The 25,434-nt window shown below is 72.1% G+C and carries 22 protein-coding genes and 1 pseudogene; 8 read left to right on the plus strand and 15 right to left on the minus strand.

The genetic code is table 11. The features are described 5' to 3' along the window. Nucleotides 1–35: 35 nt before the first annotated feature. The 10 genes from KHF85_RS08600 to ptsP all read right to left on the minus strand — a co-directional run bounded on the left by KHF85_RS08600 (nt 36) and on the right by ptsP (nt 13,563). A complete protein-coding gene (locus KHF85_RS08600) occupies nt 36–941 on the minus strand; it encodes an HlyD family efflux transporter periplasmic adaptor subunit (RefSeq protein WP_284569247.1) in 906 nt (301 codons plus the stop codon). Continuing rightward, nucleotides 938–1,705, minus strand: a complete 768-nt coding sequence (locus KHF85_RS08605) for an ABC transporter ATP-binding protein (RefSeq protein ID WP_284569248.1) — start codon at nt 1,703–1,705, stop codon at nt 938–940. The genes KHF85_RS08600 and KHF85_RS08605 overlap by 4 nt, the downstream gene beginning before the upstream one ends. Continuing rightward, a complete protein-coding gene (locus KHF85_RS08610) occupies nt 1,702–2,835 on the minus strand; it encodes an ABC transporter permease (protein WP_284569249.1) in 1,134 nt (377 codons plus the stop codon). The genes KHF85_RS08605 and KHF85_RS08610 overlap by 4 nt, the downstream gene beginning before the upstream one ends. Next, the gene (locus KHF85_RS08615; RefSeq protein ID WP_284569250.1) at nt 2,835–4,271 is read right to left on the minus strand and encodes a TolC family protein; all 1,437 of its coding nucleotides are present in this window, start codon (nt 4,269–4,271) and stop codon (nt 2,835–2,837) included. The genes KHF85_RS08610 and KHF85_RS08615 overlap by 1 nt, the downstream gene beginning before the upstream one ends. Further along, entirely contained in the window at nt 4,268–5,698 is a 1,431-nt protein-coding gene (locus KHF85_RS08620) for a sensor histidine kinase (RefSeq protein WP_284569251.1), read from the minus strand. The genes KHF85_RS08615 and KHF85_RS08620 overlap by 4 nt, the downstream gene beginning before the upstream one ends. Further along, the gene (locus KHF85_RS08625) at nt 5,695–6,402 is read right to left on the minus strand and encodes a response regulator (protein WP_284569252.1); all 708 of its coding nucleotides are present in this window, start codon (nt 6,400–6,402) and stop codon (nt 5,695–5,697) included. Before KHF85_RS08625 ends, KHF85_RS08620 begins: the two co-directional genes overlap by 4 nt. Before the next feature lie 512 nt (nt 6,403–6,914). After that, nucleotides 6,915–8,186, minus strand: coding sequence for a carbohydrate porin (locus KHF85_RS08630; protein ID WP_284569253.1), 1,272 nt, complete (start codon nt 8,184–8,186; stop codon nt 6,915–6,917). Between the two features lie 91 nt (nt 8,187–8,277). Continuing rightward, a complete protein-coding gene (locus KHF85_RS08635; protein ID WP_284569254.1) occupies nt 8,278–10,005 on the minus strand; it encodes a PTS fructose transporter subunit IIC in 1,728 nt (575 codons plus the stop codon). A 97-nt stretch (nt 10,006–10,102) separates the two neighbouring features. Then, the gene (locus KHF85_RS08640) at nt 10,103–11,056 is read right to left on the minus strand and encodes a 1-phosphofructokinase family hexose kinase (protein WP_284569255.1); all 954 of its coding nucleotides are present in this window, start codon (nt 11,054–11,056) and stop codon (nt 10,103–10,105) included. After that, the gene (gene ptsP / locus KHF85_RS08645) at nt 11,053–13,563 is read right to left on the minus strand and encodes a phosphoenolpyruvate--protein phosphotransferase (RefSeq protein WP_284569256.1); all 2,511 of its coding nucleotides are present in this window, start codon (nt 13,561–13,563) and stop codon (nt 11,053–11,055) included. Before ptsP ends, KHF85_RS08640 begins: the two co-directional genes overlap by 4 nt. A 169-nt stretch (nt 13,564–13,732) precedes the next feature. On the opposite strand from ptsP, the gene KHF85_RS08650 reads away from it, so the two are divergent. Beyond that, nucleotides 13,733–14,713, plus strand: coding sequence for a LacI family DNA-binding transcriptional regulator (locus KHF85_RS08650; protein WP_284569257.1), 981 nt, complete (start codon nt 13,733–13,735; stop codon nt 14,711–14,713). Between the two features lie 40 nt (nt 14,714–14,753). Here KHF85_RS08650 and KHF85_RS08655 read toward each other — a convergent pair whose 3' ends face one another. Further along, the gene (locus tag KHF85_RS08655) at nt 14,754–14,930 is read right to left on the minus strand and encodes a hypothetical protein (RefSeq protein WP_284569258.1); all 177 of its coding nucleotides are present in this window, start codon (nt 14,928–14,930) and stop codon (nt 14,754–14,756) included. A gap of 14 nt (nt 14,931–14,944) precedes the next feature. Further along, nucleotides 14,945–15,268 carry a hypothetical protein gene (locus KHF85_RS08660; protein WP_053836115.1) on the minus strand — a complete coding sequence of 108 codons (324 nt, stop codon included), beginning with the start codon at nt 15,266–15,268 and terminating at the stop codon, nt 14,945–14,947. 298 nt (nt 15,269–15,566) lie between these two features. On the opposite strand from KHF85_RS08660, the gene KHF85_RS08665 reads away from it, so the two are divergent. The 5 genes and pseudogenes from KHF85_RS08665 to KHF85_RS08685 all read left to right on the plus strand — a co-directional run bounded on the left by KHF85_RS08665 (nt 15,567) and on the right by KHF85_RS08685 (nt 21,515). After that, nucleotides 15,567–16,859, plus strand: coding sequence for a nucleotide sugar dehydrogenase (locus KHF85_RS08665; protein ID WP_284569259.1), 1,293 nt, complete (start codon nt 15,567–15,569; stop codon nt 16,857–16,859). 126 nt (nt 16,860–16,985) lie between these two features. After that, nucleotides 16,986–18,606: pseudogene (locus KHF85_RS08670) on the plus strand (FMN-binding glutamate synthase family protein). Beyond that, nucleotides 18,603–18,740 (plus strand): hypothetical protein, encoded by a 138-nt coding sequence (locus tag KHF85_RS08675; protein ID WP_284569260.1) that lies wholly within the window; start codon nt 18,603–18,605, stop codon nt 18,738–18,740. The pseudogene KHF85_RS08670 and the gene KHF85_RS08675 overlap by 4 nt, the downstream one beginning before the upstream one ends. A 48-nt stretch (nt 18,741–18,788) precedes the next feature. Further along, on the plus strand, nt 18,789–18,926 hold the full coding sequence (locus KHF85_RS08680; RefSeq protein ID WP_284569261.1) for a GNAT family N-acetyltransferase: 138 nt from the start codon (nt 18,789–18,791) through the stop codon (nt 18,924–18,926). Between the two features lie 402 nt (nt 18,927–19,328). Then, entirely contained in the window at nt 19,329–21,515 is a 2,187-nt protein-coding gene (locus KHF85_RS08685) for a sensor domain-containing diguanylate cyclase (protein WP_284569262.1), read from the plus strand. A gap of 25 nt (nt 21,516–21,540) precedes the next feature. On the opposite strand, the gene KHF85_RS08690 is transcribed toward KHF85_RS08685, so the two are convergent. Continuing rightward, nucleotides 21,541–22,803, minus strand: a complete 1,263-nt coding sequence (locus KHF85_RS08690) for a TIGR03862 family flavoprotein (RefSeq protein WP_284569263.1) — start codon at nt 22,801–22,803, stop codon at nt 21,541–21,543. 13 nt (nt 22,804–22,816) lie between these two features. Beyond that, entirely contained in the window at nt 22,817–23,260 is a 444-nt protein-coding gene (locus KHF85_RS08695; protein ID WP_064540584.1) for an FKBP-type peptidyl-prolyl cis-trans isomerase, read from the minus strand. 65 nt (nt 23,261–23,325) lie between these two features. On the opposite strand from KHF85_RS08695, the gene KHF85_RS08700 reads away from it, so the two are divergent. Continuing rightward, nucleotides 23,326–23,691, plus strand: a complete 366-nt coding sequence (locus KHF85_RS08700; protein ID WP_284569264.1) for a DUF6164 family protein — start codon at nt 23,326–23,328, stop codon at nt 23,689–23,691. Nucleotides 23,692–23,719: 28 nt separating this feature from the next. After that, complete coding sequence (locus KHF85_RS08705) at nt 23,720–24,460, plus strand: sulfurtransferase (protein ID WP_284569265.1); 741 nt, start codon at nt 23,720–23,722, stop codon at nt 24,458–24,460. A gap of 96 nt (nt 24,461–24,556) precedes the next feature. Here KHF85_RS08705 and KHF85_RS08710 read toward each other — a convergent pair whose 3' ends face one another. Continuing rightward, a complete protein-coding gene (locus tag KHF85_RS08710; protein ID WP_284569266.1) occupies nt 24,557–25,363 on the minus strand; it encodes an SDR family oxidoreductase in 807 nt (268 codons plus the stop codon). Nucleotides 25,364–25,434 lie beyond the last annotated feature (71 nt).

A 25,434-nucleotide genomic window follows, 5' to 3' on the forward strand; every position in this document is an offset into this window, starting at 1 on the left:
GCAGCGTGGCGGACAGGCGTTTCAGCAGCCTTTCGTCAGTGTTGCGTCGCGGTGGGGTTGCGGAAGCGCACCAGGACGCGCTGGCCCAGGCGCAGCGCCGACGGTTGCCGGAACGCCAGCACGCAGGCCACGCTGCGGTCGTTGCCGGCGCTGGCGCCATCGGCGTCGTCGTGCAGCTGCGCCGGGCCGAACGCCGGCGCCAGCCAGCGCACCACGGCGGCGCCCAACGCGGTCTGGCGGCCGTCGTCGCTGATCACCTCGGCCTGCATGCCCGGGCGCACCGCGGCGGCGTAACTTTCGTTCAATTCGGCGCGGACCAGGCGCGGCGCGTCCGGCAGCAGGGTCAGCAGCGGCGTGGCGCCGCCGTCGCTGCGCGCGCCGACCGCGGCGGCCAGTTGCAGTACACGGCCGTCGGTCGGCGCATACAGGCGGTACTGGTCGCGCTGCAGTTGCGCCTGGTGCACCTGCTCGGTGGCCAGCGCGGCGTCGCTGCGCGCGGCCTGCAGCGCGTCGGCCAGGGTCTGGCTGGCGTCGCCGGCGTCGTCGGCGCTCTGGCCGTCGCCGGCGCCGATCCGCGCCGCTTCGGCCAGCCGCCGTTGGCGCTGCTGCGCATGCGCCAGACGCTGCTGCAGCTGCTGCACGTGCGCGTTTGCGGCCTGTGCACGGGTCTGTGCGATGTCCAGGTCCAGCGCCGCGGCGCGGTCGTCGGCGGCGATCAGCAGCGCGCCGCGGCGCACCGCGTCGCCTTCGTGCACCGCCACCCGCTGCAGCGTCGCGGCCACCGGCAGGCTCAGCCGCAGCAGGCCGCCTTCCACATCGATGCGGCCGCGCGCCACCGCCAGGTAGGCCGGCGCCGCGCTGGTCGCGGGCGCAGCCTGCGGCGGCCGCGCGCAGGCGGCCAGCAGCAGGCCCAGCAGAGGAGCGGCGAGGAACGCTTTCATGGTGCGGACATCCGGGGCGAAGAGGGGGGCGAGGGCGGCGGCGCCAGGCGGCGGTCGTCGAGGATGCGGCCGTCCTCCATCGACAGCACGCGGTCGGCATGGCGGATCAGCCGCGGATCGTGGCTGACGCACAGCACCATGGTGTTGTGGCTGCGGGCGATGCGGTGCAGCAGGTCGATCACGGTCTGGCCGTTGCCGGCATCCAGCGCGCTGGTCGGTTCGTCGGCGAACAGCAGCGCCGGGTGCTTGGCCAGCGCGCGCGCGATCGCCACGCGCTGTTTCTCGCCGCCGGACAGCTCGGCCGGGCGCAGTTGCTGGCGGTGGGCGATGCCGACCTCGGCCAGCGCCGCCTCGGCGCGGGCGCGCACCTCGGCCGCGGCCATGCCCATGTACTGCAGCGGTAGCCGCACCTGGTCCAGCGCGCTCAGCGCCGGGAACAGGTTGAAGCCCTGGAAGATGAAGCCGGTGTGGCGCAGGCGGAAGCGCTCCAGCGCGCTCGCGTCGAGCGCGCCCAGGTCTTGGCCCAAGGCCTGTACGCGGCCGCGGTCGGCGCGCTGCAGGCCGCTGAGGATCGACAGCAGGGTGCTCTTGCCGCAGCCCGAGGGTCCGGAGATCAGGGTCAGTTCGCCGGGCCACACCTGCAGCGTCACCTCGCGCAGTACGTCGGTGCGCAGCTTGCCGGAGACGAAGCTCTTGCACAGGCCGCTGCCATGCACGGTGGCGGCGTCGGGCGACAGCGCGGCGGGGACGGCGGCCCGGTTCATCGCAGCAGCAACGCCGGATCGGCGCGGCGCAAGCCACGCAGCGCGGCCAGCGCCGACAGCAGGGTCAGCAGCATCACCGCGACCACGCATGCGGCCCAGCCGTTGCCGTCGAAGGCCACCGGCACGTCGTGCGCGCGCGCCAGCGCCACCAGCGCGGCGCCGAGCGCGCTGGCACCGAGCAGGCCGAGCGCGCCGACCCAGGCCGCCTGTTCCAGCACCACCCAGCGCAGCGCGCGCATGCTCACGCCCAGGGCGTTGAGCGTGGCGTACTCGCGTGCGGCGCCGAGCACCGTGGCCAGCAGGGTCTGGCTGGTGATCGCCACGCCGACCAGCAGCACGATGCCGCCGAGGAACAGCACGCCGGAGCCGGCGCCGGTGTCGAACATCCAGAACAGGATGCTGCGGCGGGCGAACTCCTGCGCGCTCCAGGCCTCGATGCGCGCCGGCGCGGCGCTGCCGGCGAGGCCGTGCGCCACCGCCGCGGCGTCGCTGCCGGGCCGCAGCCGCGCGACCATGTAGGTCGGCCAGTCCGGATGCACGGCATCGGTGTTCAAGGCGCGCGCGGTTTCCAGCGAGGCCAGCACGTTGACCCCGCCCAGCGCGCGCAGGCCGCGGCCGACCCCGATCACCCGCACCCGGTGGCCGTTGATGCGCGCGCTGCGGCCGATGCCGACGCCGAGCTTGTCCAGTTCGGCACGGTCCACCACCACCGTGTCCGGTTCGCGCAGCGCCGCGCGCAGGGCGGGGCTCAGCAGCCGCGCGAACATCAGCCCGTCGCTGCGGGTGTCGATGCCTGAAATGTAGATCGACACCGCGCCGGTGTCGTCGGGGCCGCGCCAGTCGCCGTCGAACCACAGGAACGGTTCGACCTGCAGCACCCGCGGATCCAGGTACAGCGCGGTGGCGGCATCCGGATCGATCGGGCGCCCCTGGTCCACGCTTTGCGTCCCCGGATAGCCCAGCCACAGGTCGGCGGTGGAGCCGGACACGTAGACGCTGGCGCTGCCGAAGATGCCCAGCACCAGCGCGGTCTGCAGCAGCAGCAACAGGCTGGCGAAGCCGACCGAGACCACCACCGGCAGGAAGCGGCGCCATTCGTGGCGCAGGGTCTGGCGGGCCAGCGCGACCATCAGGGCGCCGCGCCTGCCGCGCCGGTCCCGGTGCCGGCGGTCTGCGTGTCCGCGCTGCCCAGCGCGGTCTGCAGCGCGATGTAGTCGAGGTCGCGCTGGCGCTGCGTCTCCAGCAGTTCCAGCGCGGCCTGGTCGCGTGCGGCCTGTTGCGTGGCGACGTCCAGGTCGCTGCCCAGGCCCAGCTTGCGTCGCGCCTGCGCCGCGTCGGCGGCCTGCTGTAGTGCCTGCAGTGCCTGCTGCTGCGCCAGTGCGCGTTGGCGTTGCTGTTCCAGCGCGGTCAGCGCGTTCTGCACTTCGGCCACCGCCTCCAGCACGCATTGGCGGTAGGCCAGCGCCGCCGCCTGCAGCAGGTCGCCGCGCGCCTGCGCCTGGGCCTGGCGCAGGCCCCAGTCGAACAGCGGGATATCGATCAGCGGCCCCAGCGAGGCGATTTCGTGCGGGGTGGCGGTGCGGCGATGCGAGAGCAGGTTGGTGGACCAGTGGATGGCGCCGCCCAGGCCGATGCTGGGGTAGCGGTCGGCGCGGGCGATGCCCAGTTCGCCGGCTGCGCGCAGCACCTCGGCCTCGCGCGCGGCGATGTCCGGGCGGCGCCGCAGCAGGTCGGCGGGTACCGCGTCGAGTGCGCCGATCTGCAGGCCCGGTGGCGCCGCGTCCGGAGCAGCGGCGGCTGCAACGGTGGCGCTCCACGCCGGGTCCGGCGCGCTGCGCGCCAGCAGCACCGCCAGCCGTTGCGCGGCGGCGGCGCTGGCGGCGCGCGGTTCGCCCAGCGCGGCTTGCGCCTGCAATTGCGCGGCCTGCGCCTGGGCGGCGGCGGCCGGCGGCGCCAGGCGCAGAGCGACCAGCGCCGCGCTCAACGTCGCCTGCCGTTGGCGCGCGTCGGCGATGCGTTGCAGCAGCTGTTCGGCCTGTTGCGCATGGCGCAGTTCGATCCAGTTGCGCGCCACGTCGGCAACGGTGGCGGTGCGGACCTGCTCCAGGCTGGCCTGCGCGGCCTGCAGGTCGCCGCGGCCCAGGCGGCGCGCAGCTTCGCCGCGCCCGAACAGCGGCAGTTCCCATTCCGCGTCGAAGCCGGCGACCAGGAACGAGGCGCTGGCGTCGGGATCGATCGGTTCTTCGGTGCGCGCATGCAGCTGCGGCTTCAGCTTGGCGGTGGCGACGCGGTCCATGCGCCGCGCGGCGCGCAGCCTGGCCAGCGCCTGGGCCACGTCGAGGTCGTCGCGCAGTGCCTGCGCGACCAGGGCGTCGAGTTGCGGATCATGGAGGTCCTGCCACCAGGCGCTGCCGGCCGGCCGCGGGGCGGCCGCGGCTGGCAGCGCGGTCCATTGCGGTGGCAGCGGTTGCGTCAGGTCGGGTAGCGGGGTGCTGACGCAGCCGGCCAGCGCCGCGGCGCTCAGCACGGCAAGGCCGGCCAGCCGGGATGCGCGGCGCCGGCTCATGCGGGCGGTGCCGCGCTGGCCGGCAGCTCCAGCTCCACGCGCAGGCCGCCCAGCGCCGAGCGCCGATAGCGCAGCGGCGCGTGGTGGCGCGCGGCGATGCTGGCGACGATGGCCAGGCCCAGGCCGGTGCCGCCTTCGGGCGCATCCGGGGCGCGGAAGAAGCGTTCGCCCAGGCGTGGCAACAAGGCCTCGTCCACGCCCGCGCCGGCATCGTCGAGCGCCAGTTGCAGGTGCTGCGGCTGCCGCCGCAGGCTGACCGTGACCATGCTGCCGGCGGCGTGCTTGAAGGCGTTGTCGAGCAGGTTGTCGAGCAGCTCGCGCAGCGACCAGGCGTCGGCGGCGACCCAGGCCGGCCCGCCGTCGGCGCTGTCGTCGTCGTAGCCCAGATCGACCCCGGCCTGCAGCGCGTCGGGAATGCGCTCGGCCAGTGCCTGCGGCAGCCACACGGCCAGGTCCAGCGGCAGCAGCGGGCGGATGTTCTCGCGCGGCGCCTGCGCGCGGGTCAGCGCCAGCAATTGGGTGGAGCTGCGGATCGCGCGGTCGGTCAGCTGGCGGATGTGCTGCAGCGCCTGCGCGGTGTCCTGCGGGCGGGTGCTGGCCTGGGCGCGCTGCACGTGCATGCTCAGCCCGGCCAGCGGCGTGCGCAGCTGGTGCGCGGCGTCGGCGACGAAGCGCTCCTGCAGCGCCATCAGCTGCTTGAGGCGGCCGAGCAGGCCGTCGATGGCCTGGGTCAGCGGCAGCACTTCGATCGGGATGTCGGGGCCGGACACCGGGCTGAGGTCGCGCTGGCTGTCGTCGAGCCGGCGCACCGCCGGTTGCAGCAGGCGCAGGCCCACGCGCACGCCATGCCAGACCAGCGCCAGCAGTGAGCAGGTCAGCAGCAGTTCGGTCGGCAACATCAGCATCAGGATCTCGCGCGCCCGCCGGTGGCGATCGTTCAGGGTCTCGGCCACCGAGATCGTCAGGCGGTCGTTGGCCTCCCACGCCGAGGGCACGATCAGGCTGGCCACGCGCACCGGGGTGCCGTCGGCCATGCGTTCGTCGCGCAGCGCCACCCGGCCGAGTGCGGCGGGCGCGTCGTGCGCCGGGATCGGCTGCGCGCTGTTGCTGATCACGCCGTGGTCGCGGCTGCGCACCTCGAAGAACACCCGGCCGTCGCTGCTGTATTCGAGCAGGCGCCGTGCCTGCAGCGGCAGCGGCAGGCTGGCGCCGGCGTCGTTGACCGCCTTGGCCAGGCCCAGCGTGTCCTCCTTCAGGTCCATGTCGTGGACATGGTTGGAGTACTTGAGCATCAGCAGGTAGAACAGCGCCGAGACCACCAGCATCAGCAGCAGGGTCGGGATCAGCAGGAAGGCCAGCAGGCGCCGGCGCAGGCTGGGATGGGCGGGGGCTGCGCCCGCCGCCTCGGCTGCCATGGCCGCGCTCACGACGCCTGCGGGTCGTGGGCGGCGTCGGCGTCCGCGCTGCGGGATTCTTCCAGCAGGTAGCCCAGGCCGCGGATGGTGCGGATGCCGACCCCGGAGCCGTGCAGCTTGCGGCGCAGGCGGTGCATGGAGATGTCCAGGCCGTTGTCGGTGATCTCGTGCTGCCAGTCGCACAGCGCGTCGGTGAGCTGGCCGCGGCTGACCACGCGCCCGCTGCGCATCAGCAGCGTTTCCAGCAGCGCGAACTCGCGCGCGGTCAGTTCCAGCGGTTCGTCCTGCAGCCACACCCGGCGCCCGGCCAGGTTGATCCGCAACTGGCCCAGGGCCAGTTCGGGAATGCCGCCGCTGCTGCGCCGGCGCAGCAGGGCGCGGGTGCGGGCCAGGAACTCGGACAGTTCGAACGGCTTGATCAGGTAGTCGTCGGCGCCCTGGTCGAGGGCGCGGATGCGGTCTTCCACGCCGTCGCGCGCGGTCACCACCAGCACCGCGACCTCGTCGCGGCGTTCGCGCACGCGCTGCAGCACCTGCAAGCCGTCGCGCCGCGGCAGGCCCAGGTCCAGCACCAGCAGGTGGTAGGACTCGGTGCTGAGCGCGCGCTCGGCGGCGGCGCCGTCGTTGACGTGGTCCACCACGTGCCCGCACTCGGCCAGCGAGTCGCGCAACGCAACGGCAATGGACGTATCGTCTTCGGCAACCAGGATGCGCATGGCGCGAGATGCTTGCAACGTGGATGTTGGAAAACCGTCGTAATCGGCGGTGGCGAGGCCGCTACGATGGGATCCGTTTATGTAGCGGCGGTGACCGTTGCGCGGCAAGCGTGCCGCGGACGCGCCGGAGAGGGGAGGGGGGGCACGCCGGGCCGCCGCGAGCCGTGTCGGAAAAGTCCTACAGCCGGGCGCGGGGTCGGCCGATCGCCAGCGCCCGCGTCGGCGCGCATCATCTCCCCGTCGGCAACGTCATCGCTCCCGCACCAGGGATGCGCGCTTGCACGGAATCGAACGGATCTCGATTCGCCGGCCACCTGTTTCGTTCCCGCATGCGCCGATGGACTGGCGCAGTTGCATGCGAACGGAGTGACACGGACCGAACGCACGACGCCCCGGCATGCCGGGGCGTCGTGCGTTCGGGTACAGGTTGTTTTGCCGCGCCTGCGCAGAACACGGGTCTGCGCAGGCTGGCGTCGGCGTCAGCCGGGTCCGGCCAATCCCCAATCCCGGCCCTACAACGCCCAATCCACGCGCACGCCGGCGACCAACGCATTCGGCAGATCGCGGGTCCGCGAGGGCTCGTTGAACTGGTCCGGGTGCACGATGTAGTGCAGGTTCGGCGCGATGCGCAGCTGCGGTGTGACCTGGATGCCGTAGCTCAGTTCCATCATGTATTGCGAACTGCGCGGGGTGCCGCTGCCGCCGGCCGCGGCGCGCGCCAGGCGCAGGTCTTCCAGCGCCTTGTCGCTGTAGCGCTGCTGGGTGACGACGAAGGCGATGTTGTCCTGCTCGCGGCTGGCGAAGGTGCCACGCTGGACCAGGCCCAGCTCCAGGAAATGGTCCTCGATCAGCTGCCCGGAGGTGCCCTTGAGCACCGAGCCGAACAGCACCAGCCCGCGCGCGCTGTCGGCGTTGGGGCGGGTGACCTGCTGCTCGAAGCGGATGAACGCGCCGGAGCGGCCGTTGCGCGGGGCGTAGTCCAGGCCGCTGAGTCGCGCCGGGGTGCCGTTGCGGTCGGTCAGCGGGTCCTTGTAGTCGGAGTTGTCCTGCCAGCCGCCCAGTTCGTACATGGCCGGGAAGCGCACGCTGGCCGCGTCGGTCTTGTAGCCGACCGCGTACGGCACGATCACCCCGGTGCTGTCGCGGGTGCTCCAGTTCAGGCCGTGCTGGCCGTCTTCGGCCTGGGTCGGGTTGACCTCGTAGGCGCCGACGTGCACGTACACGGTCGGGGTCAGCCAGGCCTTGGCGTGCGCGGCCCAGCTGGACACCGGCCAGTAGGTGAAGTTGCTGGTGCGGAACACGAAGGTCGGGTTGCCGCAGGACGAGTTGCCCTGGAAGTAGCCGCACAGGGCCGAACCGAGGAAATCGACGTTGGCCTCGCTGCGTCCGGCCTCCAGTTCCAGGCGGTCGTCGAACAGCTTCTGCTGCAGGGTGAAGGTGGTCAGGCGCGTGCCCTGGCCGCCATAGATTTCCTGCACCGAGGTGCTGTTGCCGATGTCGCTGTTGGCCAGGTTGGTGCCGTGGCGATTGATCGCGTAGACCTTCAGCGTGGCGCCGTTCCAGCCCATCAGCCGCTGCAGGTCGACGTCGGTGCCGAGCATCAGCTGGCCGGCGTAGGCGCTGCCCTGTTCCTTGCCGCCGTCCAGCGAGACCGCGGCTTCGCCGGTGTAGGCGAGCTTGAGCTTGAACGCGTCGCTGGCGTCCTGGGCATGGGCCAGCGGGGCGAGGGCGAGGGCCAGGGCGGTGAGCGACAGGCGCCGGGTGAGGGGCAGGGGGAGGGGCATGGCAGAGACTCCTGGGGTGGGATGGAGGCCGGCGCGCCGCCGTGGGCGACGGGAGAGGGGCATCGCCCCCGGCGGCGCGCCGGCGCAGGACTTATTCGGCGACCGGCTTCTTCAACACGCGCAGCGCCACCGCGGTCAGCACGGTGCCGGCGAGCAGGGCAATCAGGTACATGCCCAGATGGGTCACCGCGTTGGGGATCGGCAACACGAACACGCCGCCATGCGGCACCTTCAGCTCGGCGCCGGCGGCCATCGAGATCGCGCCGGCCAGCGCCGACCCCAGCATCAGCGCCGGGATGGTGCGCAACGGGTCGCGCGCCGCATACGGGATCGCGCCTTCGGTGACGAAGGCCAGGCCGAGCACGCCGGTGGCGGCGCTGGTGCCGCGCTCCTCGCGGGTGAAGCGGTTGCGGAACACCCAGGTGGCCAGTGCGATGCCCAGCGGCGGGGTCATGCCGGCGACCATCGCCGCGGCCATCGGCGTGTATACCTGGCTGGCGATCAGGCCGGTGGAGAACGCATAGGCGGCCTTGTTGACCGGCCCGCCCATGTCGAAGGCCATCATCGCGCCCAGCAGCAGGCCCAGCAGCACTGCGCTGCTGCCCTGCATGCCGCGCAGCCAGTCGGTGAGCCAGGCCAGCGCTTCGGCGACCGGCTGGCCGACCACGTACAGCATGGTCAGGCCGACCAGCAAGGTGCCCAGCACCGGCAGGATCAACACCGGCTTGAGCCCTTCCAGGGTGCGCGGCAGCTTGATCGCGCGGTTCAGCGCGGCCACGCCGTAGCCGGCGATGAAGCCGGCGAAGATGCCGCCGATGAAGCCGGCGCCGAGGTTGGCCGCGACCATGCCGCCGATCATGCCGGGGGCGATGCCGGGGCGGTCGGCGATGGAGTAGGCGATGTAGCCGGCCAGGGCCGGCACCATCAGGGTGAAGCCGGCCTTGGCGCCGATCTGGAACAGCGACCAGGCCAGGGTGCCCTTGTGCGCGTCGTCGAAGGCGTAGATGCCGCCCAGCGCGAACGCCAGCGCGATCAGCAGGCCGCCGGCGGTGACGAACGGCAGCATGAACGACACGCCGGTCATCAGGTGCCTGTACGGGCCGGCCGACTTGCCGCGTTCGCTGCTCGCCGGCGTGGCGCCGTTGCCGCTGGCCGCGTGCACCCCGGCTTCGGCCAGCGCCTTGCGGATCAGCGCCGGGCCGTCGTTGATCGCCGGTTTGGTGCCGCTCTTGAACAGGCGCTTGCCGCCGAAGCGCGACAGGTCCACTTCGCGGTCGGCGGCGATCAGCACCAGGTCGGCGTCGGCGATTTCGGCAGCGCTGAGCGTGTCCTGCGCGCCGACCGAGCCTTGGGTTTCGACCCGGATCTGGTAGCCCAGGGTCTTGGCCGCCTGCTGCAGGCCTTCGGCGGCCATGAAGGTGTGGGCGATGCCGGTGGGGCAGGAGGTCACGGCGACGATGCGCTTGGGAGCATCCGTCTGCGTGGCAGCGCTGGCGGTGGTGGCCGGCGTGGCATCGGCCGCGGCCAGCAGCGGCGCGAGCGCGCCGGCGGCGTCGTCGAGCACCGCATCCAGGCTGGCGCGCAGCGGCGCGGCGCCGGCGAAGCGCGCCGCGTCGGCATCGCCGTCGCCGACCAGCAGCAGCGGATAGGCGCTGCCGGCCGCGGCCAGGTCCAGCGGCGCGATCACGCCCTGCGGTGTGCGCACCTCGGCGTGCAGTACCGCGCCGTGCGCGCTGGCCGCATGGCGCAAGGCTTCGGCGGCGAGGACGGCTTCGGTGCTGCGCTCGCCGGCGACGATCACCACGAAGATAGGATTCATGCTTGCTCCCGATGGACGCAGGGGGACGCCGCGCGCGATGGCGGCGGCGTGGAGTTCGAGGACATTCGCTTCGAAGGCATGGGGGGCGACGAGGCGTTCATTGCAGCGCCTCGATGCGTACCGCGGCGGCGATGCCGGCGACCCGCTCGCGCGGCAGCCGGCGTGCGGCGCCGCTGCCGAGCGTGGCCACGGCGAAGGCGGTGGCCTGGCGCGCGCAGGTCGCCAGGTCGGCCTCGGCGAGCAGCGCGGCGACCAGGCCGGCGACCATCGCATCGCCGGCGCCGACGCTGCTGCCGCCGGCCAGCTGCGGCGGGTGCGCCAGCAGCGCCTGCTCGCCGCGCACGAACAGCGCGCCGTCGGTGCCCAGCGACACCACCACCAGTGCGATGCCGCTGGCCAGCAGCGCGCGCGCACCCGCCAGCACGTCGGCGCTGCCGTGCAGCGGCGCGCCTGCCCAGTCTTCCAGTTCGTGGCGATTGGGCTTGATCGCGAACGGCAGCTGCGCGCGCGGCGCGGCCAGCGCTTCGCGCAGCGGCGCGCCGCTGGTGTCCAGCAGCACCCGCGCGCCGGCGGCGGCGGCCTGCGCCTGCAGCGTGCGCCAGCTGTCGGCGGCCAGGCCGGCCGGCAGGCTGCCGGTCAGTACCACCGGCATGCCCGGGCGCAGCAACTCGGCCAGGCGCGCGCCGACCGCCTGCAGCTCGGCCGCGCCCAGCGGCAGGCCGGGCAGGTTGATGTCGGTGGTGGCGCCGCTGTCGGCGGCGACCAGCTTGAGGTTGGTGCGGGTGTCGCCGGGCACGCGCAGGCAGCGGTCGTCGATGCCGCGTGCGGCGAACAGGGTGTCGAACAGGTGCGCGTTGCCGGCGCCGAGCACGCCCAGCGCGGACGTGGCGATGCCGGCATCGGCCAGGCAGGCGGCGACGTTGATGCCCTTGCCGCCGGCGATGGCGTGCGCGCTGCTGGCGCGATGTACCTGGCCGGGCTGCAGCCGGTCGATCGCCACGGTCAGGTCGATCGCCGGGTTCAGGCTGACGCTGACGGCCTGCACGCTCATGCGCCGGTTCCGTCCAGCGCGCGCACCTCGGCCGCGCTCTCGCAGTCCAGCGCCTGCAGCGCCAAGGCCTGCAGTGCGTCCAGGCGGCTGCCGCGCAGGCGCGCCTTCACCGCCGGCACGTCGTTGGGGGTCATCGACAGCTCGTGCACGCCCAGTCCGGTCAGCAGCGCCGCGCCGAACGCATCGCCGGCCAGCCCGCCGCACACGCCGACCCAGCGCCCGTGGCGCGCGGCGCCCTCGACCGTGGTGCGGATCAGGCGCAGCACCGCCGGATGCAGGCTGTCGGCCTCGGCGGCCAGGTCCGGGTTCTGCCGGTCGATCGCCAGCGTGTACTGGGTCAGGTCGTTGGTGCCGATCGAGAAGAAGTCGGCATGCCGCGCCAGCGCGTCGGCCTGGATCGCCGCCGCCGGCACCTCGATCATGATGCCCAGCGGCACCTCCGGCGCGTCCAGCTCCGCGCGCAGGCGCTCGCACGCGGCGCGCAGCGCGACGATTTCCGCCGCCGAGGTGATCATCGGGAACATGATCGCCAGCTTGGCGCCGTCCTTGGCCGCGCGGTACAGCGCGCGCAGCTGCGGTTGCAGCAGGTCGGCGCGGCGCAGCAGCAGGCGCGCGCCGCGCACGCCGAGGAACGGGTTGTCCTCGCGCGGCAGGTTCAGGTGCGCGACCTGCTTGTCGCCGCCGATGTCCAGCGCGCGCACGATCAGCGAACGGCCGTCCAGCGCCTTGGCCATCGCCATGTAAGTGGCGTACTGCTCGTCCTCGCTGGGGGTGCTGCCGCGCTCCAGGAACAGGAATTCGGTGCGCATCAGGCCCACGCTCTCGGCGCCCTGCGCCAGCGCCATCGGCACCTGCTCGGGCAGGTTGACGTTGGCGCCGATCTCGACGCGGTGGCCGTCCTGGGTCTGCGCCGGCTGGTTGCGCTGCTCGGCCTCGCGTTCGCGCAGCTGGCGCTGTTCTTCGATATAGGCGCGGGCCGAGGCCAGGTCGGCCTCCGACGGCGCCAGGTACAGGCGGCCGCTGTTGCCGTCGACGATGACGGTGGCGCCGTCGTCCAGGTCGAGCAGGTCGGCGCCGCCGGCGACCAGCGCCGGCAGGCCCAGGGTGCGCGACAGGATCGCGGTATGCGAGGTCGGCCCGCCCAGCGCGGTGGCCAGGCCGAGCACGCGGCTGGTGTCCAGGTGCGCGGTGTCCGACGGCGACAGGTCGCTGGCGAGCAGGATGCAGGGGCGATCGGGCAGGTGCTCCAGGCTGCCGCTGGCCAGGCTCGGATCGATCTGGGTCAGCACCCGGCGGCCGACGTCGCGCAGGTCGCTGGCGCGTCCGGCCAGCACTGCGTTGCCCAGCGCCGACAGCTTGTTGGCCATGCGCTCGACCGACTGCTGCCAGGACCAGGCCACGCCGTGGCCTTCGACCATCAGCTGGCAGGCCAGGGTGATCAGGTCGGTGTCGTTGAGCAGTTCGGCCTGGGCGCGGAAGATCGCCGCGTCGCCGGCGCCGAGCCGGCGCCGGGTGTCGTCCTCGATCGCCTGCAGTTGCTGGCGGGTGCGCAGCAGCGCGTCGTGCAGCAGCGCGCCGCCGTCGCTGAGCGGCACCGGCGCGTCCGGTACCGGGCCGTCGTTGCCGGCCAGCTTGTGCACCACGCCGATCGCCAGGCCCGGGCTGGCGCCGATGCCGACGATGGCCGGCTGCGCCTGCGGCGGGGTCCAGCCGGTGACCGGCGCGGCGCGGCGCTGCGCCGCGGCCTGTGCGTCGGCTTTCTCCTGGGCGGTGAGGCCGTCGATGACGCTGCGCAGCCGCGCCAGCGCGGCGGCGGCGTCCTGGCCTTCGGCCGAGATGGTCACCGTGTCGCCGGCATGCAGGCCCAGCTGCAGCAGCGACACCAGGTTCTTGGCGTCGCCGGTCTGCTCGCCGGCGCGTACCTGGATCCGGGAGGCGAAGCCGCGCGCGGTTTCCACCCAGCGCGTGGCTGGGCGCGCATGCAGGCCGGTGGGGTAGGCGACGGTCCACTCGAAGCGCTCGCCGAAGTCGGCGACCGGCTTCCCGCTCGCCGCAGCGACCGCATCCTGGCTCAGCGCGTCGACGATCGCCTGCGGATCGTCGCTGGCGAACAGCGCGTCCAGCCGCGGCTGGTCCTGGATCAGCCGGGTCAAGCGCCGCAGCAGGGTGATGTGGGTATCGGACTGCGCGGCGATGGCGACCACCAGGTGGGTGGTCTGGCCGGGATTCCACTCCACGCCGTCGCGGATCTGCAGCACCGCGATGCCGTCGCGCTGGACCAGATGACGATCGTCGCCGGTGCAGTGCGGGATCGCTACGCCGTGGCCGAGGAAGGTGTTGGCCAGCGCCTCGCGGCGCAGCATGCTGGCCGCGTAGGCCGGCGGCACGCAGCCGGCAGCGACCAGCAGTTGCGCGGCCTGGGCGATGGCGTCGGCCTTGTCGCGGACCTGGACGTTGATGCGGACCAGTTCGCTGGCGACCAATACGGGGAGATTCGTCTGGGTCACGCGGGGGGCATCCTTCGAAGATCTGGGGCGGCGAGTGGGCGCAGTGTGGGAACGTTCCCACTGTCGCGTCAATGTGCACTGCACAATTTGCTGGTGAAATACCGGTGCTACTATCGAATCCGGCCACTTGGAAGGGGGTTGCAGTGGGAATTTTGCGGGAACGTTGCCAGTGACAGTCAGTATCCACGACGTGGCGCGGGTGGCCGGGGTCTCGACCTCGACCGTGTCGCGGGCGCTGGGCCAGGGCCCGGTCAGCGAGGAGGTGCGGGCGCGGGTCGAGGCGGCGGTGCGCGAGACCGGCTACCGGCCCAACCTGATGGCGCGGCGCTTGCGCTCGCAGCATTCGGGGATCGTCGGGCTGATCGTGGCCGACATCCGCAACCCGTTCTTCACCGCGGCGATCGGCGCGGTCGAGGAGGTGGCCTATCGCGCCGGCATGCGCGTGATCCTGTGCAACACCGACGAGGATCCGCAGCGCGAGGCGCTGTACCTGCAACTGATGCAGGAGGAACGGGTCAGCGGTCTGATCTTCGCGCCGACCCGCACCACCCAGAGCCAGTTGCCGACGTTGAACTTCGACTATCCGGTGGTGCTGCTCGACCGTGCCGGCAAGGCCGGGGTGCACGACAGCGTGGTGCTGGACAACGCCGCGGCGATGGCGAGCTTGATCGAGCACCTGGCCGGGCGCGGCTTGCGTCGCATCGGCGGGCTGTTCGGCAAGACCAGCAGCACCGCCGCCGAGCGCCGCGACGGCTATCTGGCGGCGATGCAGGCGCACGGCCTGGCGCCGGACTACCGCGAGGTGGCGCCGAGCGCGGAGGCGGCGACGGCCGAGGTACAGGCATGGCTGGCGCAACCCGAGCGCCCCGAGGCGCTGGTGGCCAGCAACAGCCTGCTGCTGATGGGCGCGCTGAAGGCCGCGCGCGGCGCCGGCCTGCGCATTCCGCAGGAGCTGGCGCTGGCCGGGTTCGACAACGAGAGCTGGACCGATCTGGTCGAGCCGGGCATCACCGTGATCGAACAGCCGGTGGAAGACATGGGCCGCACCGCGATGTCATTGCTGCTGGAGCGGCTGAATGCGCCGACCCTGCCGATGCGCAAGGTGGTGCTGAGCGGTCGCTGCATCGTGCGCGGGTCGAGCCTGCGCTGAGCGGGTGGTGGCGCTTAGGGCTGCGCGACCGGTGTCCTGGTCATTCGCCACCGTCTGGCCGCGGATAGTCGCGTTCCGGATCGGCGTGATTGCGCTCGGGATCGCTGTCGGGCTGGTCGCGATCCTTCCACTGCGCATTGTCGTTGTGCAGTTTGTCGGGCGTGTGGCTGCGCTGCTGGGAGCTGTGCGCGTTCTCGCCATTGCAGGTGCTGGCCATGGGTGTCTGCAGGGTCAGGCCGGGACAGGGGCCGGATCGGGATGGGTATCGCGCCGTTCCGAACCGTCCAGCCTGGCCCAGCAGCCCAGCACCAGCGCCTCGGCGTCGCTCCAGGCGATGCGCGGCCACGGATGCTCGGCGTCGTAGCGTTGGCGCAGGCGCTGCATGCGCACCGCGTTGGGCTCGCGCGGCAGTTGCAGGAACACGTCGCAGGCCATCTTGATCAGGCGCGCATGCTCGCTGAAGGACTGCGGGCCCAGCTTGCCTTCCCCGTGCAGCATCTTCCAATGCGCCAGTTCGGCTTCGACATCCACGAGCAGGCTCGGAGCGTGGCTCACGGCGAGATCTCCTGTAGTTGGGGGGTTGTTGCGGAATTGCGCAGAGGCGTTCGTCCACCATAAGGCGTGTGGCGTAAAGGCCAGGTCACATCCGCGTCGCGGCGGTGGCAAGAACCGTTGCATGCGCAGCCATTGCGCAATGCCGCGCGCGCCGCGGGAACGCGCCTTGCAGGCCCGCTTGGAGCGCGCCGCCGCGGCGCTTACCATGGCCGTGGGTCCGCGCCGCGGACATCCGCACTTCCGCGACCACCCGCGCCGCCGGCTCACAGCGCCGTCGCGGCGCCCTGAAAGGAACGGCATGCCCGTCGCTCTCGTGTTCGATCCCGCGCAACTGCGCATCGCCGTCATCGGCCTGGGCTATGTCGGCTTGCCGTTGGCGGTGGCCTTCGGCGCGCGCTACGACACCCTCGGCTACGACATCGACGCGCAGCGCGTGGCGCAGTTGCGCGATGGTCACGACCAGACCCTGGAAATGGAACCGGACGAACTGCGCGCCGGCGTGCACCTGCGCTACAGCGACGATGCCGCCGCGTTGCGCGACCGCAACGTCTACATCGTCACCGTGCCGACCCCGATCGACGCCTACGAACAGCCCGACCTGCAGCCGCTGCGCCAGGCCAGCGCGCTGCTCGCCGGCGTGCTCAAGCGCGGTGACCTGGTGATCTACGAATCCACGGTGTATCCGGGCACCACCGAAGAGGTGTGCGTGCCGCTGCTGGAACAAGGCTCGGGCCTGCGTTTCAACGAGGATTTCCATTGCGGCTACAGCCCGGAGCGGGTCAACCCAGGCGATCGCCAGCGGCGCCTGGCCGACATCCGCAAGATCACCTCCGGCTCCAGCGCCGCGGCCGCCGATGCGGTCGATGCGCTGTACGCAAGCATCATCGGCGCCGGCACCTGGCGCGCGCCGTCGATCCGTGTGGCCGAGGCGGCGAAGGTGGTGGAGAACATCCAGCGCGACGTCAACATCGCCCTGGTCAACGAACTGGCGCTGATCTTCGACCGCCTCGGCATCGATACCCAGGACGTGCTGGAGGCGGCCGGCACCAAATGGAATTTCCTGCCGTTCCGCCCCGGCCTGGTCGGCGGCCACTGCATCGGCGTGGATCCGTACTACCTGCTGCACAAGTCCGAGAGCATGGGCTACCACCCGGACCTGATCCACACCGCGCGGCAGGTCAACAACCGGGTCGGCGCGCATGTCGCGGCGCGGGTGCAGGCGCTGCTGGCGGACAAGGGCGTTGACATGGCCGCGGCCACGATCCTGGTGCTCGGCGTCACCTTCAAGGAGAACTGCCCGGACCTGCGCAACAGCCGCGCGCTGGAGCTGGTGCAGGCGCTGGCCGCCAGCGGCGCGCGGGTCGATGCCTGCGATCCGTGGGCCGCGCCGCAGCTGGCGCGCGAACATGGCGGGGTGGAACTGCTGCCGGCGCCGGTCGCCGGCCGCTACGACGCGGTGGTGCTGGCAGTGGCGCACGACGAATACCGCGGTTTCGATGCCGCGCAGATCCGCGCGCTGGGCACGCCGAACCTGGTGGTCTACGACGTCAAGTCGGTGTGGCCGCGCGAGGCGGTGGACGATCGGCTGTAGCGGAAAACGCCGCACGCCGGGTACCGCCAAGCTGTACGCCGCCCAAGCGGGCGGTCGGTGCCGCCAGCGCCATTGCCGGCCTGCAGCGCCTACACTCGCGGGCTTCCGAAACTCGCGAGGAACGCGATGCACCGCTACCTAGCCTATGTCGCCAGCTGCGTGTCGCTGGCGCTGTCCATCGCCCTGTGCGCGATCTGGCCGTTGTGGGGCTGGGGCGTGGCCGCCTTCGCGATCCTGGCCGTGCTCGGCACCTGGGATCTGCTGCAGACGCGCAGTACGCTGCGCCGCAACTATCCGATCCTGGCGCATTTCCGTTACGGGCTGGAATCGGTCGGCCCGGAGATGCGCCAGTATTTCCTGCAGAGCGATATCGAGGAGGCGCCGTTCTCGCGCCAGCAGCGCGCTCTGGTCTACCAGCGCGCCAAGAACGTCATGGACGTGGTGCCGTTCGGCACCCTGCGCAGCGCCTACGCCACCGACTACGAGTGGATCAACCACTCGCTGGCGACCAGCGAGATCGCCCACCACGATTTCCGCGTGACCATCGGCGCCGACTGCGCGCAGCCGTACTCGGCCAGCGTGTTCAACATCTCGGCGATGAGCTTCGGCGCGCTGTCGGCCAACGCCATCCGCGCGCTCAACGAAGGCGCGCGCCGCGGCGGCTTCTACCACGACACCGGCGAAGGCTCGATCTCGCCGTATCACCGCGAATGCGGCGGCGACCTGGTGTGGGAGATCGGCTCGGGCTATTTCGGTTGCCGCGATGCGGACGGGCGCTTCAGCGAGGAGCGCTTCGTCGCCAACGCCACCCTGGCGCAGGTGAAGATGATCGAGGTCAAGCTGTCGCAGGGCGCCAAGCCCGGCCACGGCGGGGTGTTGCCGGCGGCCAAGGTCAGCGCCGAGATCGCTGCCACCCGCGGCGTGGCGATGGGCCAGGATTGCGTGTCGCCGTCACGCCATTCGGCGTTCTCCACGCCGCTGCAACTGCTGCAGTTCGTTGCCCGGCTGCGTGCGTTGTCCGGCGGCAAGCCGAGCGGCTTCAAGCTGGCGATCGGGCATCCGTGGGAGTGGTTCGCGATCGCCGATGCAGGAAAGCGGGCTGTACCCGGATTTCATCGTCATCGACGGCGCCGAAGGCGGCACCGGCGCGGCGCCGGCCGAGTTCATCGACCATGTCGGCGTGCCGATGCACGAGGCGCTGCTGCTGGTGCACAACACCCTGGTCGGGCTGGATCTGCGCGAGCGGATCAAGCTCGGCGCGGCCGGCAAGATCACCAGCGCCTTCGACATCGCGCGCACCCTGGCGCTGGGCGCGGACTGGTGCAACGCCGGGCGCGGCTTCATGTTCGCGCTGGGCTGCATCCAGTCGCTGAGCTGCCACAGCGACCGCTGCCCGACCGGCATCGCCACCCAGGACCAGCGCCGCTGGAAGCACCTGGATCCCACCGACAAGGCGGTGCGGGTGCAGCACTACCACGCCAACACCCTGCATGCGCTGCGCGAACTGCTCAGCGCCGCCGGCCTGGCGGATCCGTCGCAACTGGGGCCGGAACACATCCTGCGGCGCATCTCGCAGGTCGAGATCCGTTCGCTGGCCTCGCTGTACCGCTATCTGGAGCCGGGCGAACTGCTGCGCGACGGCGTGCCCGACCACGCGGTGTTCCAGGAGTACTGGGCCGATGCGCGCAGCGATTCGTTCCAGCCGCCGGTGCGGATCCGCAGTCTGCGCGACAGCAAGTCGCGATGAGCGCCGCCGCGCCGCCGCCAGGGGCCGTCGCCTTGGGCGCGGCGCGGCACGCCGATATCGACGCGATGTGGGCGCTGCGCACCCGTTGCGTGCGCCAGGTCTGCAGTACGCACTGTCCGCCCGAGGTGATCTAGGCCGCATCGCCGGCGCCGTACCCGCAGCTGATCGCCAGCGGCGGCGCGGTGCTCGCCGAGGGCGTCGGCGGGCGCCTGCGCGGCTGCGGCGTGGCCGATCTGGCCGGCAGCGCGATCGATGGGCTGTTCGTCGATCCCGACTTGCGCGGCAGTGGACTGGGGCGACACCTGCTGCAGGCGCTGTAAGCCAAGCTGGTGCCTGGCGCGCGCATCCGTCTGGCCGCCGCGCTCAACGCGGTCGCTTTCTATCTGGCGCAGGGTTACGCGGTGCTGCGGCAGGGCCGCTATGCGCATCCCAGCGGCATCGCGCTGGCCCGCACCCACATGGAAAATACCCTGGGCAGGCGCACGCCGGCGCACCGGTGGCCGCCGTCTAGCGGCTTTGCCGGCGGCTGCCTGGGGCTACGCTGCATCGCGCCACGCCCGCACGCTGCTGCGCTGCGCAGGCGCAGCTTGCGCCGCAGCAGGCGGCCTGCCGGGCCACTGGCGATGCGCCTAATGTGGTGCATGTCGCCAACCGCGCTTGTGCGACTGCCATCCCCGCCCGCGGCCAGTTATCGTGATCGGGTCCCATTCCACTTGCCGCGCATGTCCCAGCGACCGCCCCCCGGCTTCATCCCCGCGCCATTGCCTGCCGACGAACTGGAGCGGCTGCGTGCGGTGGCCGAACTGGGCATGCTGGACACGCCGCCGGAGCCGGTCTTCGACGACCTGATCTGGCTGGCCAGCCAGCTGTGCGACGTGCCGATCGCACTGATCACGCTGATCGACGAACACCGCCAGTGGTTCAAGGCCAGCCGCGGTCTGAACGTGGCGCAGACGCCGCGCGAGCTGGCGTTCTGCGCGCATGCGCTGCTGTCGCCGGAATTGCTGGAAGTGCCGGATGCCTTGCAGGACCCGCGCTTCGCTGGCAATCCGCTGGTGCAGGGGCCGCCGCATATCCGCTTCTATGCCGGCATGCCCTTGCGCGGCAGCGGCGGCTATCTCTACGGCAGCCTGGGCGTGATCGACACCATGCCGCGGCAGCTGGGCACCGCGCACCGCGAAGGACTGCGGCGCCTGGCCGCGCAGGTGACGATGCAACTGGAGGCGCGGCGCGACGCACGCGCGGCGCGGACCCAGGCGCAGCTGCTGAACCTGTTGCTGGAGACGGTGCCCGACGGGGTCGTGTCGTGTGCGGCGGACGGCACGCTGGCCCAGTTCAACCGGGTCGCGCGCGCCTGGCACGGCACCGATCCGCGCGCATTGCCGCCGGCGCAATGGGCGCGGTATTTCGACCTGTTCGACGCCGATGGCCGGCGCCTGCTCGACAGCGAGCAGGTCCCGCTGTTCCGCGCCTGGCGCGGCGAATCGGTGCGCGATGCGGAGATCGTCGTCGCCGCCGCCGGACAGCCGCCGCGCAGCGTGCTGTGCAGCGCCGAACGGCTGCACGACGCCGACGGGCGCGCGCTGGGCGCGGTCTGCGTGATGCGCGACGTCACCGTCGAACGCCAGGCGCTGCGCGCCGCGCTGCTGGCCGGGCAGCGGTTCTCCGGCGCGTTCTCGGCGGCGGCGCACGGGATGGCGCTGGTCTCGCTGCAAGGCGCCTGGCTCGAGGTCAACGACGCCTTGTGCGTGATGCTGGGCTACGATCGCGACGCGCTGCTGGCGCTGGATTTCCCCCAGCTCAGCCATCCGCAGGATGTCGCCCCGGACCTGGCGCTGACGGCCGAACTGGTGGCCGGGCAACGCAGCGGCTACCACCTCGAAAAGCGCTACCTGCGCCGCGACGGCGCCACGCTGTGGACCCGCCAGGCGGTGTCGCTGGTGCGCGACGAACACCAGCGGCCGTTGCACCTGGTGGCGCAGATCCAGGACGTCACCGAGCAGCATCTGGCCGAGGTGCGCCTGCGCCAGAGCGAATCGCAGCTGCGCACGATCGCCGACAACGCGCCGACCCTGATCGCCTACGTCGACAGCCAATTGCGCTATCAGTTCGTCAACAAGCCCTATGCGGACTGGTTCGCGCTGGCGCCGGCGGCGATCATCGGCCGGCGCCTGCCGGACCTGCTGGATGCGCAGCACCTGGACAGGATCCGGCCCTATCTGCAGCGGGTGCTGGACGGCGAGGCGCAGCACTTCGATACGGAATTGCGCGACGCGGCCGGCGAACTGCGGGTGATGCACTCCAACTACCTGCCCGACGATTCCATGGCGCCGGCGCGCCCCGGCTTCCACATCATGATCAGCGACATCACCGGGCAGACCCGGCTGGCGCGGCTGATGGAAGCGCGCGCGCTGCGCGACGAACTGACCGGGCTGCCGAACCGGATGGCGTGGAACGAGACCCTGCGCCGGATGCTGGCCCAGCCCGGTCGCCGCGGCGCCGACCAGGTGGCGGTGATGTTCCTGGACCTCAACGATTTCAAGACGGTCAACGACCGTTTCGGCCATCACGCCGGCGACGCGGTGCTGGTGCATTTCGCGCGCTTGCTCAGGGCCTGCCTGCGCGAGCAGGACTTCATCGCGCGCCTGGGCGGCGACGAGTTCGTGGTGCTGCTGGACCAGTTGGCCGACGCCCGCGGCGAAGCGCAGGCGGCAGCGGCGCGGGTATTGGCTGCCGCGCACGACGGTTGCATGGTCGACGGACAGCGCCTGCCGTTGCAGCCCAGCATCGGCATCGCACTGCAGACCGGCCCGGAATTCGATCCGGCCTTGCTGATCCAGCGCGCCGACGAGGCCATGTACAGCGCCAAGCGCGATCCCCTGCGACGCGTTCGAATCGCCGACCTCTGAGCTGCCCCGGCGATGCCGGCGCGGCTCAGTCGCGCCCGTGTTGGTGCAGCCACGCCACCGCACCGCGCCCGGCGCGCAGGCCGCTGGCGAAACAGGCGCTGAGCAGGTAGCCGCCGGTCGGCGCTTCCCAGTCGAGCATCTCGCCGGCGCAGAAGGTGCCGGGCAGGGCGTGCAGCATCAGCGCCGAGTCCAGCGCCTCCAGGCGCACGCCGCCGGCGCTGCTGATCGCCTCGGCCAGCGGACGCGGGCGCAGCAGGATCAGCGGCAGCCGCTTCAGCGTGGCCGCCGCACGCGCCGGATCGTCGCCGGCTTGCTTGCCCAGCACCTCGAACAGCAGCGCCGCCTTGACCCCGTCGATGCCGGCCTGGCGCCGCAGGTGCTCGCCGAAGCTGCGCCCGCCGCGCGGCTTGCCCAGCTCGGCCTGCAGCCGCGCCAGGTCGCGGCCCGGCGCCAGGTCCAGCCACAGCGCGGTCGGCCCGTGCGCGGCGATGGCCTCGCGCAGATCCGCCGACAGCGCATAGACCAGGCTGCCCTCGAGGCCGTGTTCGCCGACCACGCATTCGCCCTGCAGCGCGTGTTCGCGGCCCTGCGCGTCGTGCCAGTGCGCGATCACCGGTTTCAGCGGCGCGCCGGCATGGCGTTCACGGAAATGCGCGCTCCAGTCGATGTCGAAGCCGCAGTTGGCCGGCTGCAGCGGCGCGAGCTCGACGCCGCGCGCGCGCAGCGTGTCCTGCCAGGCGCCATCGGAACCCAACTGCGGCCAGCTGCCGCCGCCCAGCGCCAGCACGCAGGCATCGGCTGGCACCAGGCGTTCGCCGTCGGCGCTGGCGAAGCGCAGTGCGCCCTCGCTGTTCCAACCCTGCCAGCGATGCTGCACGTGGAAGCGCACCCCGGCGTCCTTCAGTCGCCGCACCCAGCCGCGCAGCAGCGGCGCGGCCTTGCGGTCCAGCGGGAACACGCGGCCGGAACTGCCGACGTAGGTCGCCACGCCCTGCGCCTGCGCCCAGGCGCGCAGCGCGTCGGCGTCGAAGTCGGCCAGCCATGCGCCGACCTGCGCGGCGCGTTCGCGGTAGCGCGACACGAACAGCGCGAACGGATCGGAGTGGGTCAGGTTGAGGCCGCCCTTGCCGGCGATCAGGAACTTGCGCCCCACCGAACCCTTGCCCTCGTACACATCGACCTCGGCGCCGGCCGCGCGCGCGGTCTCGGCGGCGATCAGTCCGGCCGGGCCACCGCCGACGATGGCGATGCGGCCGCGCACGGCGGCGGCGAGCTTGTTGGCGGGCATCGGCGGCTGCGGCTCAACGCGGCTTGACGTCGAGCAGTTCGACCTCGAACACCAGCGAGGCGCCGGGCGGGATCACCCCGCCGGCGCCGCTGGCGCCGTAGCCGTATTCGGCCGGGATCATCAGCTTGCGCTTGCCGCCCACGCGCATGCCGGCCACGCCTTCGTCCCAGCCGCGGATCACCTGGCCGCCGCCGAGGGTGAAGCTGAAGGGCTGGCCGTGGTCGGCGGAGGCATCGAACTTCTCGCCGCGCTGGTCCTTGGCGTTCTCGTCGTACAGCCAGCCTGTGTAGTGCACGGTGACCTGGTTGCCGGGTCGCGCCTCGGCGCCGCTGCCGACCTGCTCGTCGATCATCTGAAATGCGGCGATGCTGCCGCCCGGCGGCGGACCCGGCGGCGTGCAGCCGCTCAACAGCCAGACCGGCAACGACAGGCTCAACAGCAGCAGGACACGGCGCATGCGGACATCCATGGCGAACAGGGCGTGCAAGGGTAGCGCATCGCCGCAGCGGCTATCATCGGCGCATGGCCACACTGCTGCTCAACCTGCGCCACGTGCCCGACGACGAACTCGCCGAGGTGCGTGCACTGCTCGATGCCGCGCGCATCGACTACTACGAAACCCGCCCCGGCACCTTCGGCATTTCCGCCGGCGGCGTGTGGCTGCGCGAGGATGCCGAGCAGGCGCGGGCCAAGGCGTTGCTGGCCGACTACCAGGCACAGCGCGGCGAACGCGCGCGTGCCGAACGCGCCGCGGCGCTGCGCGACGGCAGCGCCGAGACCTTCGCCACGCTGCTGCGGCGGCGCCCGCTGTTCGTGCTGGCGACGCTGCTGGGCATGCTGCTGATCGCCTCGCTGGTGCTGCTGCCGTTCTTCCTGCTGCGCGGCTGAGCGGCGCGGCGCACGCTAAAATGCGCGGATGATCGCCAACACCGCCGCCTACCATTTCGTCGCCATCGCCGATCCCGACGCGCTCGCCGCGCAGTTGCAGGACCGGGCGCAAGCCGGCGCCTTGCGCGGCACCATCCTGGTTGCGGGCGAGGGCATCAACCTGTTCCTGGCCGGTGCGCCGGAGGCGATCGACGCCTTCTACGCGCAACTGCGCGCCGACCCGCGCTTCGCCGACCTGCGGGTCAAGACCAGCAGCAGCGCGCAGCAGCCGTTCGCGCGGCTGAAGACCAAGGTCAAGCCGGAGGTCATCAGTTTCCGCCGCGATACGGCCTCGCCGCTTTGCGCCGAACGCGCGCCGGCGGTGGCGCCGGCGACGCTGCAGCGCTGGCTGCGGCAGGGCCACGACGACGCCGGCCGCCGCGTGGTGCTGCTGGATACGCGCAATGCGCAGGAAGTGGATTACGGCACCTTCGCCGGCGCGCTGACCCTGCCGATCGTCAAGTTCACCGAGCTGCCCGAGGCGCTGGCGCCGCATCGCGCCGACCTGGCCGACGCCACCGTGGTCAGCTTTTGCACCGGCGGCATCCGCTGCGAGAAGGCGGCGCTGTGGATGCGTGCCGACGGCATGGACAACGTGCTGCAACTGGATGGCGGCATCCTTGGCTATTTCGAGCAAGTAGGCGGCGAAGGCTACGACGGCCGCTGCTTCGTCTTCGACGAACGCGTGGCGCTGGACCCGCAGCTGCAGCCGCTGGTGGACGCCGTGTAGGAGCGGCTTCAGCCGCGACCGCTTTGCACGCGTCGTGCGGTTGCGGCTGAAGCCGCTCCTGCAAAAAACAGGATCGGATTGGCGGCAGCGCGGCGACTACGCGTACTGCATCTTGCGGCTCATCCCGCCATCGACCACGAAGTCCTGGCCGGTCACGAACCCGGCATCGTTCGACAGCAGATACACCGCCAGCGCGCCGATATCCTGCGGCGTACCGACCCGCCCGGCCGGGTGCTGCGCATGATCCTGCCGCGACAGCGCCGGTTTGCGCCGCGCGCCGGGCTTGCGCCAGGCGTCGGTGGCGATCCAGCCGGGACTGATGCAGTTGACCCGCAGCGCCGGCCCGGCGCTGATCGCCAGTGCGTGGGTGAAGGCCAGCAGGCCGCCTTTCGCCGCCGCGTAGGCTTCGCTGTCCTGCTCGGATTGGTGGGCGCGGGTCGAGGCGATATTGACGATCGCGCCACCGCCGGCGCTGTCGCGCAATGCCGGCAGCGCATGCTTGCTGCACAGGAAGGCGCCGCCCAGGCTGGCGCCCAGGCGCCGGTTCCATTCGCGCAGCGCCAGGCGCTCCAGCGGGCCGCTGTGCGGATCGGCGATGCCGGCATTGTTGACCAGGCCGTCGATGCGGCCGAACTGCGCCAGTGCGGCGTCGACGAAGCGACGCACGCTGGGCTCGGCGGCCACATCCAGGCGCCGGAACAGCACGCGCTCGCCGGCATCGAGTTCGGCCACGCAGGCGCGCCCGGCCTCGGCGTCCAGATCGCCGAACGCGACCCGGCCGCCGGCGCCCAGCACCGCCTGCACCACGCCGCGGCCGATGCCTTGCGCGCCGCCGGTGACCAGGATTACGCGATCGTGCAGGGGCAGGGCGGGAATGGTGGAGACTGGCGGGATCAGGGGCATGGCGCAAGCTCGCGTGACGGAGTGTGCAGCGTAATTGGGCCGTCGTGCAGCCGGCGTGGCTGCCTTGCGTC

Source organism: Xanthomonas graminis pv. graminis (genome assembly GCF_030168915.1).
Lineage (GTDB): Bacteria > Pseudomonadota > Gammaproteobacteria > Xanthomonadales > Xanthomonadaceae > Xanthomonas_A > Xanthomonas_A translucens.

Bases quoted from the DNA above. Each gene is read 5' to 3' on its own strand.
- KHF85_RS08600 (WP_284569247.1), bottom strand. From the start codon at position 941: ATGAAAGCGTTCCTCGCCGCTCCTCTGCTGGGCCTGCTGCTGGCCGCC.
- KHF85_RS08605 (WP_284569248.1), bottom strand. From the start codon at position 1,705: ATGAACCGGGCCGCCGTCCCCGCCGCGCTGTCGCCCGACGCCGCCACC.
- KHF85_RS08610 (WP_284569249.1), bottom strand. From the start codon at position 2,835: ATGGTCGCGCTGGCCCGCCAGACCCTGCGCCACGAATGGCGCCGCTTC.
- KHF85_RS08615 (WP_284569250.1), bottom strand. From the start codon at position 4,271: ATGAGCCGGCGCCGCGCATCCCGGCTGGCCGGCCTTGCCGTGCTGAGC.
- KHF85_RS08625 (WP_284569252.1), bottom strand. From the start codon at position 6,402: ATGCGCATCCTGGTTGCCGAAGACGATACGTCCATTGCCGTTGCGTTG.
- KHF85_RS08630 (WP_284569253.1), bottom strand. From the start codon at position 8,186: ATGCCCCTCCCCCTGCCCCTCACCCGGCGCCTGTCGCTCACCGCCCTG.
- KHF85_RS08635 (WP_284569254.1), bottom strand. From the start codon at position 10,005: ATGAATCCTATCTTCGTGGTGATCGTCGCCGGCGAGCGCAGCACCGAA.
- KHF85_RS08640 (WP_284569255.1), bottom strand. From the start codon at position 11,056: ATGAGCGTGCAGGCCGTCAGCGTCAGCCTGAACCCGGCGATCGACCTG.
- KHF85_RS08655 (WP_284569258.1), bottom strand. From the start codon at position 14,930: ATGGCCAGCACCTGCAATGGCGAGAACGCGCACAGCTCCCAGCAGCGC.
- KHF85_RS08665 (WP_284569259.1), top strand. From the start codon at position 15,567: ATGCCCGTCGCTCTCGTGTTCGATCCCGCGCAACTGCGCATCGCCGTC.
- KHF85_RS08675 (WP_284569260.1), top strand. From the start codon at position 18,603: ATGAGCGCCGCCGCGCCGCCGCCAGGGGCCGTCGCCTTGGGCGCGGCG.
- KHF85_RS08685 (WP_284569262.1), top strand. From the start codon at position 19,329: ATGTCCCAGCGACCGCCCCCCGGCTTCATCCCCGCGCCATTGCCTGCC.
- KHF85_RS08690 (WP_284569263.1), bottom strand. From the start codon at position 22,803: ATGCCCGCCAACAAGCTCGCCGCCGCCGTGCGCGGCCGCATCGCCATC.
- KHF85_RS08695 (WP_064540584.1), bottom strand. From the start codon at position 23,260: ATGCGCCGTGTCCTGCTGCTGTTGAGCCTGTCGTTGCCGGTCTGGCTG.
- KHF85_RS08700 (WP_284569264.1), top strand. From the start codon at position 23,326: ATGGCCACACTGCTGCTCAACCTGCGCCACGTGCCCGACGACGAACTC.
- KHF85_RS08705 (WP_284569265.1), top strand. From the start codon at position 23,720: ATGATCGCCAACACCGCCGCCTACCATTTCGTCGCCATCGCCGATCCC.
- KHF85_RS08710 (WP_284569266.1), bottom strand. From the start codon at position 25,363: ATGCCCCTGATCCCGCCAGTCTCCACCATTCCCGCCCTGCCCCTGCAC.